Annotated in this window: 17 protein-coding genes; 16 read left to right on the top strand and 1 reads right to left on the bottom strand. The window is 63.9% G+C overall.

Translation table 11 applies throughout. The features are described from left to right. Positions 1-6: 6 nt before the first annotated feature. The 12 genes from ACOJCM_RS01090 to ACOJCM_RS01035 all read left to right on the top strand — a co-directional run bounded on the left by ACOJCM_RS01090 (position 7) and on the right by ACOJCM_RS01035 (position 10,785). Positions 7-339 carry an urease subunit beta gene (locus tag ACOJCM_RS01090; protein WP_445210211.1) on the top strand — a complete coding sequence of 111 codons (333 nt, stop codon included), beginning with the start codon at positions 7-9 and terminating at the stop codon, positions 337-339. After that, on the top strand, positions 336-2,051 hold the full coding sequence (gene ureC / locus ACOJCM_RS01085; RefSeq protein WP_445210210.1) for an urease subunit alpha: 1,716 nt from the start codon (positions 336-338) through the stop codon (positions 2,049-2,051). Before ACOJCM_RS01090 ends, ureC begins: the two co-directional genes overlap by 4 nt. Positions 2,052-2,300: 249 nt before the next feature. Next, entirely contained in the window at positions 2,301-2,828 is a 528-nt protein-coding gene (ureE, locus tag ACOJCM_RS01080; protein ID WP_445210209.1) for an urease accessory protein UreE, read from the top strand. Next, positions 2,818-3,525, top strand: coding sequence for an urease accessory protein UreF (locus ACOJCM_RS01075; RefSeq protein WP_445210418.1), 708 nt, complete (start codon positions 2,818-2,820; stop codon positions 3,523-3,525). The genes ureE and ACOJCM_RS01075 overlap by 11 nt, the downstream gene beginning before the upstream one ends. A gap of 242 nt (positions 3,526-3,767) precedes the next feature. Next, positions 3,768-4,406 carry an urease accessory protein UreG gene (gene ureG / locus ACOJCM_RS01070; protein ID WP_445210208.1) on the top strand — a complete coding sequence of 213 codons (639 nt, stop codon included), beginning with the start codon at positions 3,768-3,770 and terminating at the stop codon, positions 4,404-4,406. 39 nt (positions 4,407-4,445) lie between these two features. Then, positions 4,446-5,045: a HupE/UreJ family protein gene (locus tag ACOJCM_RS01065; RefSeq protein WP_445210207.1), complete on the top strand. Its 600-nt coding sequence runs from the start codon at positions 4,446-4,448 to the stop codon at positions 5,043-5,045. Between the two features lie 114 nt (positions 5,046-5,159). Further along, positions 5,160-5,387, top strand: a complete 228-nt coding sequence (locus ACOJCM_RS01060; protein ID WP_445210206.1) for a lipopolysaccharide assembly protein LapA domain-containing protein — start codon at positions 5,160-5,162, stop codon at positions 5,385-5,387. Between the two features lie 9 nt (positions 5,388-5,396). Further along, positions 5,397-7,079 (top strand): sensor histidine kinase, encoded by a 1,683-nt coding sequence (locus tag ACOJCM_RS01055; protein ID WP_445210205.1) that lies wholly within the window; start codon positions 5,397-5,399, stop codon positions 7,077-7,079. Beyond that, positions 7,076-7,465 carry a response regulator gene (locus ACOJCM_RS01050; protein ID WP_445210204.1) on the top strand — a complete coding sequence of 130 codons (390 nt, stop codon included), beginning with the start codon at positions 7,076-7,078 and terminating at the stop codon, positions 7,463-7,465. The genes ACOJCM_RS01055 and ACOJCM_RS01050 overlap by 4 nt, the downstream gene beginning before the upstream one ends. After that, positions 7,465-8,256 (top strand): YaiO family outer membrane beta-barrel protein, encoded by a 792-nt coding sequence (locus tag ACOJCM_RS01045; RefSeq protein ID WP_445210203.1) that lies wholly within the window; start codon positions 7,465-7,467, stop codon positions 8,254-8,256. The genes ACOJCM_RS01050 and ACOJCM_RS01045 overlap by 1 nt, the downstream gene beginning before the upstream one ends. Beyond that, positions 8,246-9,376, top strand: coding sequence for a HEAT repeat domain-containing protein (locus ACOJCM_RS01040; protein WP_445210202.1), 1,131 nt, complete (start codon positions 8,246-8,248; stop codon positions 9,374-9,376). Before ACOJCM_RS01045 ends, ACOJCM_RS01040 begins: the two co-directional genes overlap by 11 nt. Before the next feature lie 8 nt (positions 9,377-9,384). Next, on the top strand, positions 9,385-10,785 hold the full coding sequence (locus ACOJCM_RS01035) for a glycosyltransferase family 2 protein (RefSeq protein WP_445210201.1): 1,401 nt from the start codon (positions 9,385-9,387) through the stop codon (positions 10,783-10,785). Positions 10,786-10,792: 7 nt separating this feature from the next. Here ACOJCM_RS01035 and ACOJCM_RS01030 read toward each other — a convergent pair whose 3' ends face one another. Continuing rightward, positions 10,793-11,716 carry a YihY/virulence factor BrkB family protein gene (locus tag ACOJCM_RS01030; RefSeq protein WP_445210200.1) on the bottom strand — a complete coding sequence of 308 codons (924 nt, stop codon included), beginning with the start codon at positions 11,714-11,716 and terminating at the stop codon, positions 10,793-10,795. Between the two features lie 315 nt (positions 11,717-12,031). Here ACOJCM_RS01030 and ACOJCM_RS01025 point away from each other — a divergent pair, with 315 nt between their 5' ends. The 4 genes from ACOJCM_RS01025 to dcd all read left to right on the top strand — a co-directional run bounded on the left by ACOJCM_RS01025 (position 12,032) and on the right by dcd (position 15,664). Further along, positions 12,032-12,640 carry a hypothetical protein gene (locus ACOJCM_RS01025; protein ID WP_445210199.1) on the top strand — a complete coding sequence of 203 codons (609 nt, stop codon included), beginning with the start codon at positions 12,032-12,034 and terminating at the stop codon, positions 12,638-12,640. Positions 12,641-12,762: 122 nt separating this feature from the next. Beyond that, positions 12,763-14,025 carry a hypothetical protein gene (locus ACOJCM_RS01020; protein WP_445210198.1) on the top strand — a complete coding sequence of 421 codons (1,263 nt, stop codon included), beginning with the start codon at positions 12,763-12,765 and terminating at the stop codon, positions 14,023-14,025. Between the two features lie 160 nt (positions 14,026-14,185). Next, positions 14,186-14,989 carry an iron-sulfur cluster carrier protein ApbC gene (gene apbC / locus ACOJCM_RS01015; protein WP_445210417.1) on the top strand — a complete coding sequence of 268 codons (804 nt, stop codon included), beginning with the start codon at positions 14,186-14,188 and terminating at the stop codon, positions 14,987-14,989. Positions 14,990-15,097: 108 nt separating this feature from the next. After that, the gene (gene dcd / locus ACOJCM_RS01010; protein ID WP_445210197.1) at positions 15,098-15,664 is read left to right on the top strand and encodes a dCTP deaminase; all 567 of its coding nucleotides are present in this window, start codon (positions 15,098-15,100) and stop codon (positions 15,662-15,664) included.

Raw genomic sequence — 15,664 nt, 5'->3', positions numbered from 1 at the left:
CTCGCGATGATTCCCGGTGAGTATCAGTTGAAAGACGGCGAGATCGAGCTCTGCGCGGGGCGTGAGCGGATCTGCGTCGAGGTCGCCAACACCGGCGACCGTCCTATCCAGGTTGGTTCGCACTATCACTTTGCCGAGGCCAACCCGGCGCTGCGATTCGACCGTGCCAAGGCCCGGGGCCACCGCCTCGATGTGGCGGCTGGCACGGCGATCCGCTTCGAGCCGGGCCAGATGCGCGAGGTCACACTGATACCCTTCGCCGGCGAGCGCCGGATCTACGGCTTCCGTGGCGACGTGATGGGCAGCCTCGATCAATCCAGCGGGGGAGGCAAGTCATGACCTCAACCAACAAGATCGGTCGCCAGGCCTATGCCGACATGTATGGCCCCACGGTGGGAGATCGGGTTCGCCTGGGCGACACCGAGCTGTGGATCGAGGTCGAACGTGACGCCACCCACTACGGTGACGAAGTGAAATTCGGCGGCGGCAAGGTGATCCGCGACGGCATGGGCCAGAGCCAACGCGTCGACAAAACGGTGATGGACACCGTGATCACCAACGCCCTGATTCTCGACTGGTGGGGCATCGTCAAGGCGGACGTGGGCCTCCAAGGCGGGCGAATCGCGGCCATCGGCAAGGCCGGCAACCCGGATACCCAGCCGGACGTGGAGATCGTCATCGGCCCCGGTACCGAGGTGATCGCCGGCGAGGGGAAGATTCTCACGGCGGGTGGCATCGATGCCCACATTCACTTCATCTGCCCCCAGCAGGTGGAAGAGGCCTTGATGAGCGGCATTACCACCATGCTGGGTGGTGGTACGGGGCCGGCTACCGGTACCAACGCCACGACCTGCACGCCCGGGGCCTGGCATATCGGCAAGATGCTGCAGGCGGTCGACGAGCTGCCGATGAACATCGGTTTCCTGGGCAAGGGCAATGCGAGCCTTCCCGAGGCGCTCGAGGCGCAGCTCGAGGCAGGCGCCATGGGCCTCAAGCTGCACGAGGACTGGGGCACCACGCCGGCGGCCATCGACAACTGCCTGAGCGTAGCCGAGCGCTACGACGTGCAGATCGCCATTCACACCGACACCCTCAACGAGTCGGGCTTCGTCGAGGATACCCTGGCCGCGTTCAAGGAGCGCGGGATCCACACCTACCACACCGAGGGAGCCGGGGGCGGCCATGCGCCGGACATCCTCACCGCCTGCTCCAAGCCCTACGTGCTGCCGTCGTCGACCAATCCGACGCGTCCCTACACGGTGAACACCATCGACGAACACCTCGACATGCTGATGGTGTGCCACCATCTCGACCCCAACATTCCCGAGGACGTGGCCTTCGCTGACTCGCGCATCCGTCGCGAGACCATCGCGGCCGAGGACATCCTGCAGGACCTGGGCGTGATCTCGATGATCGCCTCGGATTCCCAGGCCATGGGTCGTGTCGGGGAGGTGGTGTGCCGCACCTGGCAGACCGCCCACAAGATGAAGGTCCAGCGCGGCCTGCTGCCCGAGGACGAGGCGCTCGGCGCCGACAACTTCCGTGCACGATGCTACATCGCCAAGTACACCATCAACCCGGCGATTACCCATGGCATCGCCCACGAGGTAGGTTCCATCGAGGTGGGCAAGCTGGCCGACCTGGTGCTGTGGAGCCCGGCCTTCTTTGGTGCCAAGCCGGCGCTGATCCTCAAGGCGGGCATGATCGCGGCGGCGCCCATGGGCGACCCCAACGCCTCGATTCCCACACCGCAGCCGGTGCATTACCGACCCATGTTCGGGGCGTTCGGCCGGGCGGCGAGCGCCACGCGGCTGACCTTCGTCAGCCAGGCGGCGCTGGACGCCGGCATCAAGGAGCGGCTGGGTCTCGCGAGCCCGCTGGCAGCGTGCAAGAACGTGCGTGGCGTGCGCAAGGGCGACATGAAGCTCAACGACGCCTGCCCCGAGCTCAGCGTTGACCCGCAGACCTACGAGGTACGTTGCGACGGCGAGCTGTTGACCTGCGAGCCGGCCACCGAGCTGCCGTTGGCGCAGCGCTACCATCTGTTTTGAAGCCTTTGGGGATGGCGCCATGCTCGCAACCCTGCGCTCACCACGCCACGCGTCCGAAACCCTGGCATTCCGGTCGGACTCCTGCGGTCGGAAAGACGGCACCTCCCTGTGCCGGCTTTCCTCGATCTTCATCCATGAAGATCGCCCGTATCGTCTCGCCCGGACTGCCAGCGGTCGCGCGAGGTGGTTCGGCAGGGTGCGGCCTGGCGCCGGCCTGGCCCAGGTCCTGAATTCAACGAGGCAATAGCGATGCTGAAACTGATAGAACGCCTGGGGCCCATCGCGGCGGACCAGGCCACCGACAGCCTGACGCTGACCTACGAGCTGCGCATCCGCGGCAGGCTTAAAACGGTGAGTGATACCGGCTGTGAGCTTGGCCTGTTTCTCGAGCGTGGCCCGGTGCTGCGCGACGGCGAGGGGCTGCGTGCCGAGAGCGGCGAGACCGTGAGGATCAGGGCCGCTGCCGAGCCGGTGGTGACCGCCCGAATCGAGGCCGGCCTGCCGCTGGCGCGGCTCGCCTACCATCTCGGCAACCGACACGTCCAGCTTGCGTTGGGTGAGGACGAGCGGGGCGGCTACGTGCGTTTCCCGCCCGACCACGTGCTGGAAGAGCTGGCCGAACGGCTGGGAGCCAGCCTCGAGCGGCACGAGGCCCCCTTCGACCCCGAACCGGGCGCCTATCACCAGGTGGGCCACTCTCACGCTCACGGGCATCATCACGAGCCAGCGCATGAACATGAGCACACGCATGGACATGGCCACTCCCATGCGCACTGAGCCGGTCGGGCAGGGCACCGACCTGGCCCTCCTGGGGCTGCTGCAACTGGTCAGCCCGGCGCTGCCGATCGGCGCTTTCGCCTTTTCGCAGGGGCTCGAAAGCGCTTTCGAGCTGGGCTGGGTGCGTGACGAGGAGAGCCTCGGTGAGTGGCTGGGCGGTGTCCTCGAGGATGGCCTGACCCGCTGCGAGCTGCCCGTGCTGGCGCGCCTGCAGCGGGCCTGGGCGAAGGAAGAGGGCGAGGCGGTAGTCAAGTGGGATCGCTGGCTTGCCGCCAACCGCGAAACCGCCGAACTCGCCGCCGAGGACTCGCGGCTGGGGGCGTCGCTTAAGCGCCTGCTCGGCAGCCTCGAACTATTGCCTGGAAGCAAGCCGGGCGAGGTGCCGGCGATGCCGGGAGATGCCGGCTACGTGACCGTCTTCGCCTGGGCCGCCCAGGTGCGTGGGGTGCCGGTTCGCCAGGCCATGCTGGGCTTTGCCTGGGCCTGGCTCGAGAACCAGCTGGCGGTGGCCTGCAAGGCGTTGCCGTTGGGCCATACCGCCGCCCAGCGTTTGGTCGAGCGGTTGCGCCCGTCGCTGGTGGCCGCGGTGGAAGAGGCGTTGACGCTCGAAGATGATGCACTCGGCCCGGCGCTGCCCGGCCTGGCGTTGGCCAGTGCCCTGCATGAAACGCAGTACTCAAGGCTGTTCAGAAGCTAAGGCAAGACAGTAGGCGGGGCGATGACTGGCGAATCCACCTCGCGTGACCGCTGGTTTTTTGGATGAGACGACGTGGTCGATCTTCAGGGAAGAAGTTCGAGGAAAGCCGGCACAGGGATGTGCCGTCTTTCCGACCGCGGGAGGCCGTCCGAAGAACCAGGGTTTCGGTCGTGTGGCGTGGTGAGGCCAGTGGATCGCCCAGGCCGGAAGTGAATGATGAAGCCTATACAAGGAGAGCGAAGATGACCCATTGCCTACGCATCGGCGTTGGCGGCCCGGTGGGCTCCGGCAAGACGGCCCTGCTCAAGCAGCTGTGCCTGGCACTACGCGACCACTACGACATCGCCGTGGTCACCAACGATATCTACACCCGAGAGGATGCCGACTTCCTGCTCAAGCACGAGGCACTGCCGGCCGATCGCATCCTCGGTGTTGAGACCGGCGGCTGCCCGCATACGGCCATTCGCGAGGATGCCTCGATGAACCTGGCTGCCATCGACGAGCTGCACGCGCGCCATCCCAACCTCGAGCTGGTGCTGGTGGAATCCGGCGGCGACAACCTCTCGGCGACCTTCAGTCCCGAGCTCTCCGACCTCACGCTCTATGTGATCGATGTTTCCGCCGGCGACAAGATCCCGCGCAAGGGCGGGCCCGGCATCACCAAGTCGGACCTCTTGATCATCAACAAGATCGACATTGCCGAGCAGGTGCACGCCTCGCTCGAGGTGATGGATCGCGACTCACGAAAGATGCGCGGCGAGCGCCCGTTCGTCTTTACCAATCTCTACGACGGTGTGGGGCTGGAGGATATCATCCGGTTCATCCTCGACCGCGGCATGCTGCCGCAGCGCCGTCCCCAGACACAGCCGGCCAGTGCCTGACTTCGTGACCACTTCGCTAACGGCAAGGAGATCGCCCTCATGAATCATCGTTTTGCTTCCGCCTCGCATCTGGCCCTGGCCGCCGCACCCGTATTGCTGCTTACCGCCGGCCTGGCCTTGGCCCATCCCGGGCACGAGGTCAGTGGCAGCGGGTTCGCCGCCGGCCTGACCCATCCGCTGCTGGGCCTGGATCACTTGCTCGCCATGCTGGCCGTGGGACTGTGGAGCTTGCGCCAGAGCCGCGCTTTCAGTACCGCTGCCCCGTGGCTTGCCGCCGCCGGCATGCTGCTGGGGGCGGGGGCGGCCTGGGCCGGCCTGGCGCCGCCTGGCGTGGAGTTCGGCGTCGCCGTGTCGGTCCTGCTGGCGGGCGTGTTGATTGCCGCACTGGTCAAGGTGCCGGCCCTGGTCGGTGCCGGCATGGTGGTGCTGTTCATGCTGTTTCACGGTCATGCCCACGGCAGCGAGATGCCCCACGGGGCCTCGATGCTGGCGTACCTGGCCGGCTTCACCCTGGCCACGCTGGCCATCACCTACGCAGGCCGCCTCGTTGGGGGGTTCCTCATGACGCGCGAACATCGCCTCGTGCGGCTACTTGGCGCTGCGATCGCGACGACAGGGGTCTTGTTCGCCTTCGGTTGAGTGAGGCGGGAGCAGGTTCACGCCCGGCTTCGGCCGGGCGTCTCGTATTAGCAGAAGTTGACAAAGCCCATGCCTCAGCCCAGCTTGAAAGGAGCAGATTCGCAAGGAAAGCGCATGGACAAGCTAATGCTGGTCGTCAAGATCCTGATTACGTTACTGGTCCTCATTCTCTTCGTGCAGAACATCGTCCTGGTCGAAGTCCACTTTCTTGTCTGGAGCGCCCGTCTTCCCCTGGCACTGCTGCTGCTGGTCATCTATGTACTGGGCATGGTGAGCGGCAGGTCGCTGTTTGCGCTCATGCGTCGGTTGCGGGCCGGCAGGCCACGCAACCGGCGAGAGTGAGGGGATAGTTTGCGTCATCTTTCCGCTATCGCCCTCCATCGGCTAGCCTCGCTGCTCGCCTTCCTGCTGTTGATCGCCTTGGCGCTACAGGCCGGTCGGGTGCAGCAGGCCCTGCTCGATGCCAACGATGCCGTCGATGACGGCCTGGAATTGATCTCCGCGATACAGGATCTTCAACTCTCCTTGCTCGACGTGGAAACCGGTGAGCGTGGCTTCGTCATCACCGGCCGCAGCGACTATCTGATTCCTTACCGACAAGCGCGCGAGCGCCTCGATGCCGAGCGTAACTACCTGCTCGAACAGCTGACTTCCAAGGGAAGCTTGCCCAGCAGCGAAATCACCGCTTTGGAGGAATTGATCGCGCGGCGGGTGCAGATTGCCGAGAGCAACATTGCCGTACGCGAGAGCGATGGCTTGGAGGCGGCAGCTCTGCGCCTCCTGGCAGCGGGAGGGCGGCAGACCATGGTCCGGATTCGCGACATCCTCGACCCTCTCAAAAACACCCAGCGTGAGTTGTTGGCCATGCAGAGCAAGCGCGCCTCGCAACAGGCTGCCCGTGCTCGCCAGGTGGGCGTCGCCGGAATACTGCTCGTAGCGGCGCTATTCATCGCGGCCTATGGCGCCTTGAATCGCGTCCTGACCATTCGGCGTAGGCTACTGAACGATGCCGAGCAGCGTGAAGCACGATTGCAGGCGCTGCTTCATAGCGTACCTGACGAGCTCTTTCTCATCGACGACAGCCAGCGCTGTCATCGGCTCGTGGGGAAGTCTCCGGTAGCTGAACCCTTCGCGCACGAGTTGAGCCGACGCCTATCCGAACGGGGGGCGGAAGGTTTGCAAAGCTTCATCTGGCACGACCCCAACGGCACCGAGTTCGAGGTTCGCATGCTGCCGACCCGTGACGATGAGTATCTGGTGATTGCACGCGACATCACCGAGCGTCGCGAGATCGAGCGCATGAAGGCCGAGTTCATCGCTACCGTAAGCCATGAATTGCGAACACCACTCACCGCCGTGAGGGGCGCCCTAGGCATGCTGCGCCAGGGTTATGGTGGCAACTTGCCCGAGGATGCCCAGCCGCTGGTCGGGGTTGCCGACAAGAACTGCGAACGCTTGGTTCATCTGATCGATGACATTCTCGACATCGAGAAGCTGGAGGCTGGACAGTTGGAGTTCCGCCTGCAGCGGGTCGAGCTGGTGCCCCTCGTAAAGCAGGCCCTGGGCGACAATGCGCCCTATGCCGAGAGCTTCGGTATCGGGCTTTGCTTGGTGAGTGCTTCCGATACCGGCGATGTGGAACTCGACCCACAGCGATTTGCCCAGGTGATGGCGAATCTGATTTCCAATGCCTGCAAGCATTCACCCAGCGGAGCGAGCGTCGAGGTGAGTGTTGCCCCGCTGCTGCGTGACGAGCGCCAATGGTGGGAAGTTGCCGTGCGCGACCGGGGAGAGGGCATCCCGCTGGAGTTCCAGCCGCGTGTATTCGAGCGCTTCGCCCAGGCGGACAGCTCGGATCGACGCCGCATCGGCGGAACCGGCCTGGGACTATCCATCACCCGTAGCTTGGTGCTCGCGATGAAGGGGGAGATCGACTTCACATCGGTTCCCGGCGAGGGCAGCGAGTTTCGAGTACGTTTCCCGGCGCTGACAGGTGCAGGAAGTCACGCGAGACAAGAGGAGGGTCATCCATGACGGTGAACGAAGGCAAGCCCCGAATCCTGATGGTGGAGGATGAGGAGGACATCGCTTTTTTGATCCGCTTCATGCTCGAGCGCCAGGGCTTCGAGGTCGAACATGCAGCCGACGGTCGCCGGGCCATGCAGCTTCTGGCCGAGATCGCCCCGGTCGAGTTGGCGCTGCTGGACATCATGCTGCCTTATCATGATGGACTCGAGGTACTCGAGCGTCTACGCGGGCTTCCTGCCTGGAAGGACGTCCCCGTGATCATGCTGACGGCCAAGGCGCGGGAGTCCGACGTGGTGCGTGCGCTTGAGCTGGGTGCCGACGACTACGTGACCAAGCCCTTTCAGCCGGATGAGCTCCTGGCACGGCTGCGTCGCTTCATGAGGAGGCGCTGATGTCAGCGAGGGGCGATGCGAAAAGCACGGCCAGACGAGTGCTCGTGCTGGGGTCGGTTTTGGCGTTGTGTGCTTATCCGTTCACGGCGGTGTCGCAGGAGCGACGAACGGAAGCCGAGGTATCGCAGCGCTACGATACGCTCGACAACGGCTATGACGACTGGCTGGCCCAACGGCTCGAACTGCAGTCGGCTCGTCCAGGGGCGGCGGGCTGGTACGGTGAGTTCCTGCGCGAACGTCGTTATCGAACCTGGGACGAAGGGTTTCTTGCCGGCTTGGCCATTCCGCTGGGAGAAGAATGGGTCGTTCAGCCGGAGTTCGGGCGTAATTTCTCCGCTGACTTCCTGCCCGACTGGCACGTCGACCTGCGTGTGCAACGCGCCTTCATCGATGGCTATGTCGGCAGTGTCAGCGTGCGTCGAACCCGGTACGAGGCGTCCCAGGTGGATAGGCTGGCCTTGGGCCTGGAACGCTACTGGGGTAACTGGCGCGGCGCCTACACCCTGAACGCCAGCAAGGTGGCATCGGGCGGCACGCCGGTGGGACATGCCCTGGCCCTCGATTACTACTATGGGGAGCGCAGCGTCGTGGGTATGCGCGCCGCCATTGGCCGCGAAGAGGAGGGCCTGCCCGACGGTCGTGTCGTCACTACCGAAGTTGAATCGCTCGCCCTGCGTGGCCGTCACTGGTTCCAACCCGAGTGGGCCGTCACCTGGGAGGTAGGGGCGTTGAGCCAAGGGGAGCTCTACGACCGCTATGGCATCCAGCTGGGCCTGCGACATGCCTTTTGAAACCGAGGCTCTTCGACAGTTGCCCCAGCAGGCAGCGCAAGTCTTGACGACCCTGCCTGACGACCCTGTGCTGCGGGCCGCGGTTTACAGCGCGATGGCCCTGGCGGTGCTGACGCTGTTGATCATGCTGCAGGTTCTCGTCTTGACCGAGCTAGCCAGCCGCCGCGAGCGCCGTCGCCAAGCTTTTCATGCCGACTGGCGTCCGCGCCTGGCGTCATGGAGCATCGAACATGGAGACACGCTGCCCTGGCCGCCGCGTGGTCGGCGAGAGGAGGTCTGGTTCATGCTGCTGTGGATGCGCCTGCAGCAGCCTATGCGCGGCAGTGCGCGCCAGCGCCTCAATGCGCTGTTTACGGGCATTGGGATGGATAGCCGGGTATTGCGTCTATTGCACGGCCGCGGCACCCACCGCCGTCTGCTGGCGCTGAGCTGCCTGCAATACCTGGCCGACGAGAATCACTGGCCGGCAGTGACACCCTTGGTCGACACGACGCATCCGGTCGTGGCCCTGACGGCTGCCCGAACCCTAGTTTCGATGAATCCGAGACGGGCCATGCAGCGAGTGATTCCCCAGGTCGAGCTGCGTCGCGACTGGGCTATCCCGCGCCTCGAGGCATTATGTCGTCAGGCAGGGCCGGAGGCGGTCAGTGACCCGCTGCTGGCACGCCTGAGCGAAAGTCGAGACCCGCCGGCGCGCCTTGTCGCGTTGCTGGCTTGGGCCGAGCCGGCCCGGGTGGCACCGTGGGCGCGACGCTTCCTGGCAGGTCAGGTGGAGGATCAAGAGGGAGCGGAGGCTGCCCTTTGTGCGGCACTGAACTGCCTGGGCAAGCAGCGCGATCCGCGCGACAAGCCTCTGATGTTGCGCTGGCTGGTCGCCGTCTCGCCGCAGGTCCGGCTGGCGGCAGTGGGCGCGGTGCGTCGTCAGGCTGGACAGGACGACGCTGACTGGCTGCTGGAGCGTCTGGCCGACAGCAGTTGGTGGGTGCGTCAAGCGGCGGCGGATGCATTGGTGGCGCTGCCGGGCACTACCGCGGAGCGTATCGATGCCTGGCGGCATCAGGTGTCGGATCGCTATGGTCTCGATGCGCTGACCCGTGCCGCCGCCGAGAGGTCGCGCTGAGGAGACGTATGGCAATCAATTGGCTGTGGTGGGGACAGGCGGGATTCATCGGCTACTTCGTGCTGCTCAATGGCGGCTACCTTCTGCTTAACCTGCTCTCCATGATCAGTTTGCGCCGCTACATGCGCCAGCGGGCGGAACTGGGAGAGCAACCCCCCTATTTAGGCCTGGAGCCTGCCGTATCGTTATTGGTTCCGGCTTATAACGAAGCGGCGACGATACGCACCTCGATCCTCTCGCTGCTGCAACTGCAGTATCCCGAGTTCGAGCTGGTAGTGGTCAACGACGGTTCCCGGGACGAGACACTGCAGGTACTGATCGATGCTTTCGAGCTCGAGGTGCACCCGGAGCCGCTTCGACGCAGCGTACCGCACCAGGAAGTACGCAACATCTATCGCTCGCGTCGTCATGCCAACCTCAAGGTCATCGACAAGGCCAACGGCGGCAAGGCCGATGCCCTGAACGCCGGTATCAATGCGGCTCGTCACGGCCTGTTCTGTGCCGTGGATGCCGATTCGATCCTACAGCGTGACAGTTTGCTGCGGGTTGTGCAGCCCTTTATGGAGGATGAGCGCACCGTGGCAGCGGGCGGCACGGTGCGTATTGCCAACGGGTCGCGGGTCAGCGGCGGTTATCTGCTCGAGGCGGGCATCCCCCGTAACCTCTTGGCGCGCTTCCAGATCGTCGAATATCTGCGAGCCTTTCTCTTCGGACGGCTGGGCTGGTCCCCGATCAATGCCGTGTTGATCATCTCCGGCGCCTTCGGCCTGTTCGACCGTGAACGCGTGGCGGCCGTAGGCGGCTACAGCACCTCCACCGTAGGCGAGGACATGGAGCTCGTGGTACGCCTGCATCGCTACCACCGTGCGAATCGCTTGCCCTATCGCATTCACTACCTGCCCGATCCGATCTGCTGGACCGAAGCGCCGGAGGACCTGGGCACGCTGGGACGACAGCGCAGCCGCTGGCAGCGAGGCTTGGCCGAGAGTCTTAGCCGGCATGCTCGTCTGGCTCTAAGCCGCCGTGGCGGTGCACCGGGTTACTTGGCCTGGCCTTTCATGGCCCTGTTCGAATGGCTCGGGCCCTTGGTCGAGGTGGCTGGCTACGTCTTCATGATTGGCGGATTTGCCCTGGGGTCGATTTCACCGGTGGCGCTCACGGTCTTCCTGCTGGTGGCCATCGGCATGGGCGTTCTGCTGTCGGTCAATGGGCTGTTGCTGGAAACCCTTTCGTTTCGCGTCTATCAGCGGCGCAGGGATATGCTGCGGCTATTCCTCGTGGCGGTGTTGGAGAATTTCGGCTATCGCCAGCTCAATACGCTGTGGCGCTGTCGTGGGTTATGGCAATGGTTCTCTCGCCGCAAGCATCAGTGGGGGGTGATGAAGCGCAGTGGTCAGTGGGGGCAATGATAAAGCGCTAGTCCACATGGGTCACCGGCACTCGCCTCGGGTCGACGTACCATGGCAGGCCGCGGCGGGCATTGTGTTCAAGCTCCGCGATCACCTGGGCGCCGAGCAGCACGATCATGGCACCGACCTCCAGGGTCAGAAGCACCACGACGATCGTGGCAAGTGAGCCGTAGACCACGTTGACCAACGAGACGTTGAGGAAATAGAACATCAGCAGGAAGCGAACCCCCTCCCACAGCAGTGCCGCAATGAAGCCGCCCACCAAGGCTCTCTTCAGTGCGATCTTGACCACCGGCAGGATCTTGTAGATGGCGCTGAAGAGCAGGAAGACGCCAATGAAGCTGAACAGGTTCAGCAGCGGGTCGGAGAGTCCCGAAAAAGGGACATCGCGCCCCAGGACGGTCCGCCAGAGGGTTCCGATCGCTTCGGCCAGGGTCACCATCAGGGTGAGCGCCGCCAGGCCGGCACCCAGCACCAGCATGAACAGGTAGGGCAACAGTACCGAGACCCAGACGCTACGCTTGGGATGAGCCTCGGGAGTGTGGAAGATGATGGCGAGGGCATCCTCCAGCATGCGAAAGACGAAGGAGCTGAAGATCAGCAACGTCAGTATGCCGAAAAGACCGATCACGTCTCGCGATTCGAGCAGGGTTCGCACGGCTTCCATCAGACCCTCGGCATGGGCGGGAGCCAGGTGGGCCAGCTGTACGCCGAAGACGTCGAGCAACACGTTCTCGTCCACGATCCGCGTCAGCAGCACGGCGAGCAGGGCGAAGAGCGGCACGATAGAGAGCAGGATGTTGTAGCCGACGCCGCCGGCCAGCAGGATGCCGCGATTGCGCAGGAACGCCTTCAGTACGCGCCACAGAAAGGCAGCCGTGCGGGGCAACAGCACGAACATGACGCGCCGCGACTTGCGTACCTCGGACATGGCAGCGCCGCTCCTTGTGCCGGTTTCGGGATCCTGCCTCGTAAGGTATTCCTCCTCGACGGTAGCCACAAGCCGGCCGCTTCACTGGCCGGATCTCTCAGGTTCGCTACACTGGTGCTGAAGGCGGCCAATAGGTGCCTTCTCAGCCATTTCTCACGTCAGCAAGGAGAGCTGCATGCGTAATATCATCTACATCATCGGTCTTATCGTGGTGGTGCTGTTTATTCTGTCCATGCTGGGCTTGCGCTAGAAACAGCGTTCTCGCCTACGCGGGCGAAGCGGTCCCCCATCGATGTAACCCTCAGGACGCTGAGCATGGTGCATCGGTGGGGCCTGCTGAGCCGGTTGGGGACCGTGCTGATCGTGCTGCACTTGGTCGGTTGCACCGCTCGTGTGCTGCCGCCAGATCCGCCGACCCTCACGGAGCCGGTCGACGTGTTCCTGATCGATCATGGCCGTCATTCCAGCCTGGTATTGCCCTATGAGGGCGGCGGTTACGTGCGCTACAGCTATGGCGACTGGCGTTGGTACGTCGAGGGTCGTCGCCACTTGGCCGCAGGAGCCGCGGCGATGTTTTGGCCCACGCATGCCGGGTTGGGGCGCGGTACATACCCCCAGGGGATATCGCGCGAAACTCTCCGGCGGCTCGCCCCGGAAGGGTTGGAGGCCGTCTATCCCTTGAAGGCCGAGGCGTCGCGGGTCAGAGCGTTACGCAGACGTCTGGACGGGCATTTCGAGAGGGCCGACAGTGAGCCCATTGCAAGCGAGGAGTACGGGCTGGAATTCGTTCCCCATTCGCGCCGCTATTCCGCCCTTCACCAGTCGAACCTCGTCGTCGCGGGCTGGCTGCGCGAGCTGGGTTTCGACGTGCGCGGCGCGTCCTGGCTCTCCCGCTGGCGAGTCGATCCGCCTCCCGTTCGGTGACGGGAGCATGTTGCGTGACTTCCTTTCGCGTTTAGGTATCGCTATGTATGCTGAGGTAGGAACCGTAAGCGACCGTTGCCTCTCCGCAACGGTTTGAATGGACCATCAGGAGGGTCTTGCCCATGTCGGAAACACCCGAGAGCCCACTCTACAAGGACAAACGCGTCGTGGCATTGGCCGTGGTGGCCGTGCTTGCCATCATATGGGCGATCATTGCCCATAACAGCGGCAATGAACAGCGTGAACGCAGCGCTGCGCTGGAAGATCAGCTCACGGCACTCGAAGGCGAGAATCAGCAGCTGGTGGCGGAACTCAATGAACGCAACCAGGCCGGTGAGGATATCGAATCCCAGCAGACGCAGCTGGCTGAGTTGCAGGAAGAGCGCCAGTCTGTAGAAGCGGCGATGCAAGAAGAGCAGCAGGCCGTTCGTGGCGAGATCGAGCAGCTCGAAGCCGACGCCGCCGAGGCTGCGGCCCGCGTTGCCGAGCTGCAGGATGAGCAGGCTGAGCTGGAGCGGGATCTCGAGACGCGACGGGGCGAGCAAGCCGAGATGGAGGAGCGCCTGACGGGCATGCGTGACGACTACCAGGCAATGGACCAGCAGCGTGACGAAGCCGAGGCAGCGCTTCAAGAGGCCGAGGAGGGTCTACAGCAAGCCCAGGAAGCCCGGCAGCAAGCCGATGAGGAGCGTGAGCAGGCCGAAGCCGAGCGCGAGCAGGTCGCCAACGAACTGGGCCAGTTGCGTGATGATCTCGAAACTGCCGAGGAGCGTCTCGATACACTCAACCAGGCCATCGACGAGCGCCAGCAGACCATCGAAGCGCTGGAAAGCGACATAGAAGCCCTGGAAGCCTGGCGCAGCGAGGTCGATGGTGAGGTAGGCGACCTTCGTGACGAGCGTGACAACGCCTTGACTGAACTGGAATCAGCGCGTCAGGAACACGAGCAGCTGACCAGCGAACTTGAATCGGGACGCAGCGAACTCGAGCAAGTCGAGGCCCGCGTCGAGCGCCGCCGTGAACAGCTGCAGCAGATTGAAGCACAACTGGCTCAATGGCGTGATGCGCTGTCGGAACTGAATCTGCAGAGCGGGTCGTCTCAGCAGGGCGAGCAAAGCCAGCAGCAGAGCCAGCAGCAGAGCGAGCAAAGCCAGCAGGGCGAGCAGAATCAGCAGAACCAGCAGCAGGGCGAGCAAAGCCAGCAGCAGGGCGAGCAAAGCCAGCAGGGCGAGCAGAATCAGCAGAACCAGCAGCAGGGCGAGCAGAGCCAGCAGCAGGGCGAGCAGAGCCAGCAGCAGGGCGAGCAGGACGAGCCGGAAAGCGATGAGGAAGAGGCCGAGCAGGCAGAGGCCGAGGAGGCAGAGGCCGAGGACGAACGCGGCTGAACCATGACGCCAGACAGCGCTGCGGCGGGTTGAAGCCCGTCGCAGCGCTGTTTCTTTGGGGTCGCGGCGGGAAACGTTCACCTTGCTCAGGCACGTTATACTCTCGTCAAGCAAGGCATGGGCATATACGCCGACGAAGTAACACAAGGAGTCCATCGTGATCGAAGGGGTCAAGCATATCGTGGCCGTGGCATCTGGTAAGGGTGGGGTGGGAAAGTCCACCGTCACCGTCAACCTGGCGCTGGCCATGGTAGCCGAGGGGTATCGGGTCGGAATCCTCGATGCCGATATCCACGGCCCGAGCCAGGCTCAAATGCTGGGCGTTCCGGAAGGGGTACGGCCCCAACAGGCGGGAGAGAACAAGTTCAGGCCACTTGAAATGCATGGTGTACAGGCCATGTCGATGGCGTTCATGGTCGACACGCGCGAGCCCATGGTATGGCGTGGCCCCATGGTGGCGGGGGCTTTTCAGCAGCTGTTGACCCAGACCGCCTGGAAGGACATCGACGTACTGTTCATCGACATGCCGCCGGGAACTGGCGACATTCAATTGACTCTGGCGCAGAAAGTGCCGGTGGACGGCGCCGTCATCGTCACGACACCGCAGGACATCGCACTGCTCGATGCCCGCAAGGGAATCGAGATGTTCCGCAAGGTGAATGTGCCGGTACTGGGCGTGGTGGAGAACATGAGCCTGCATGTCTGCTCCCAGTGCGGCCATGCCGAACCCATCTTCGGTGAAGGGGGTGGCGAGCGCATCGCCGGCGAGTACGAGACTCGCGTACTGGGCAGACTGCCGTTGGCGCTGTCGATCCGGGAACAGGTGGATGGTGGTCGCCCGACGGTCGTCGCTGAACCGGAGGGAGAAGTGGCCGGTACCTTCCGCGACATGGCGCGGCAGATCGCCAATGAGTTGAGTGGCAAGGCGCCCGACGAGGGCCCGAGCATCTCGTTCAGCGAGTGAGCGCCAGCCGCCTCGGCCCGTTTGTCGCGGACCGTGACGCCTGCTTTCAGGGCCGCTATGATAGCGGCCCTACTTCATCATCCGGCACAACTTCTCTCAGGACGTCTCATGAGCATCAAGCCCGACAGTTGGATCCGCCGCATGGCCGAGCGGGAAGGCATGATCGAACCCTTCGAAGCCGACCAGGTGCGTTACGTGAACGATCAGCGGGTGATCTCCTACGGGACCTCCAGCTACGGCTACGATGTTCGCTGTGCCGACGAGTTCAAGGTGTTCACCAATATCCACTCGGCGGTCGTCGACCCCAAGGCCTTCGACGAGAAGAGCTTCGTCGACATCAAGGGCGACGTCTGCATCATTCCCCCCAACTCCTTCGCCCTGGCGCGCACGGTGGAATATTTCCGTATACCGCGCAGCGTGCTGACCATCTGCCTGGGCAAGTCGACCTATGCCCGCTGCGGCATCATCGTCAACGTCACGCCGCTGGAGCCGGAGTGGGAAGGGCACGTGACCCTGGAGTTTTCCAATACCACCAACCTGCCGGCCAAGATCTACGCCAACGAAGGCGTGGCGCAGATGCTGTTCCTGGAATCGGACGAGGAATGTGAAATCTCCTACAAGGATCGCGGCGGAAAGTACATGGGGCAAAGGGGGGTGACGTTACCCCGAACCTGA

It is taken from the genome of Billgrantia hypersalina (genome assembly GCF_052584175.1).
The sequence above is the reverse complement of the archived record's forward strand: the minus strand, read 5'-3'. Positions and strand labels throughout refer to the sequence as shown.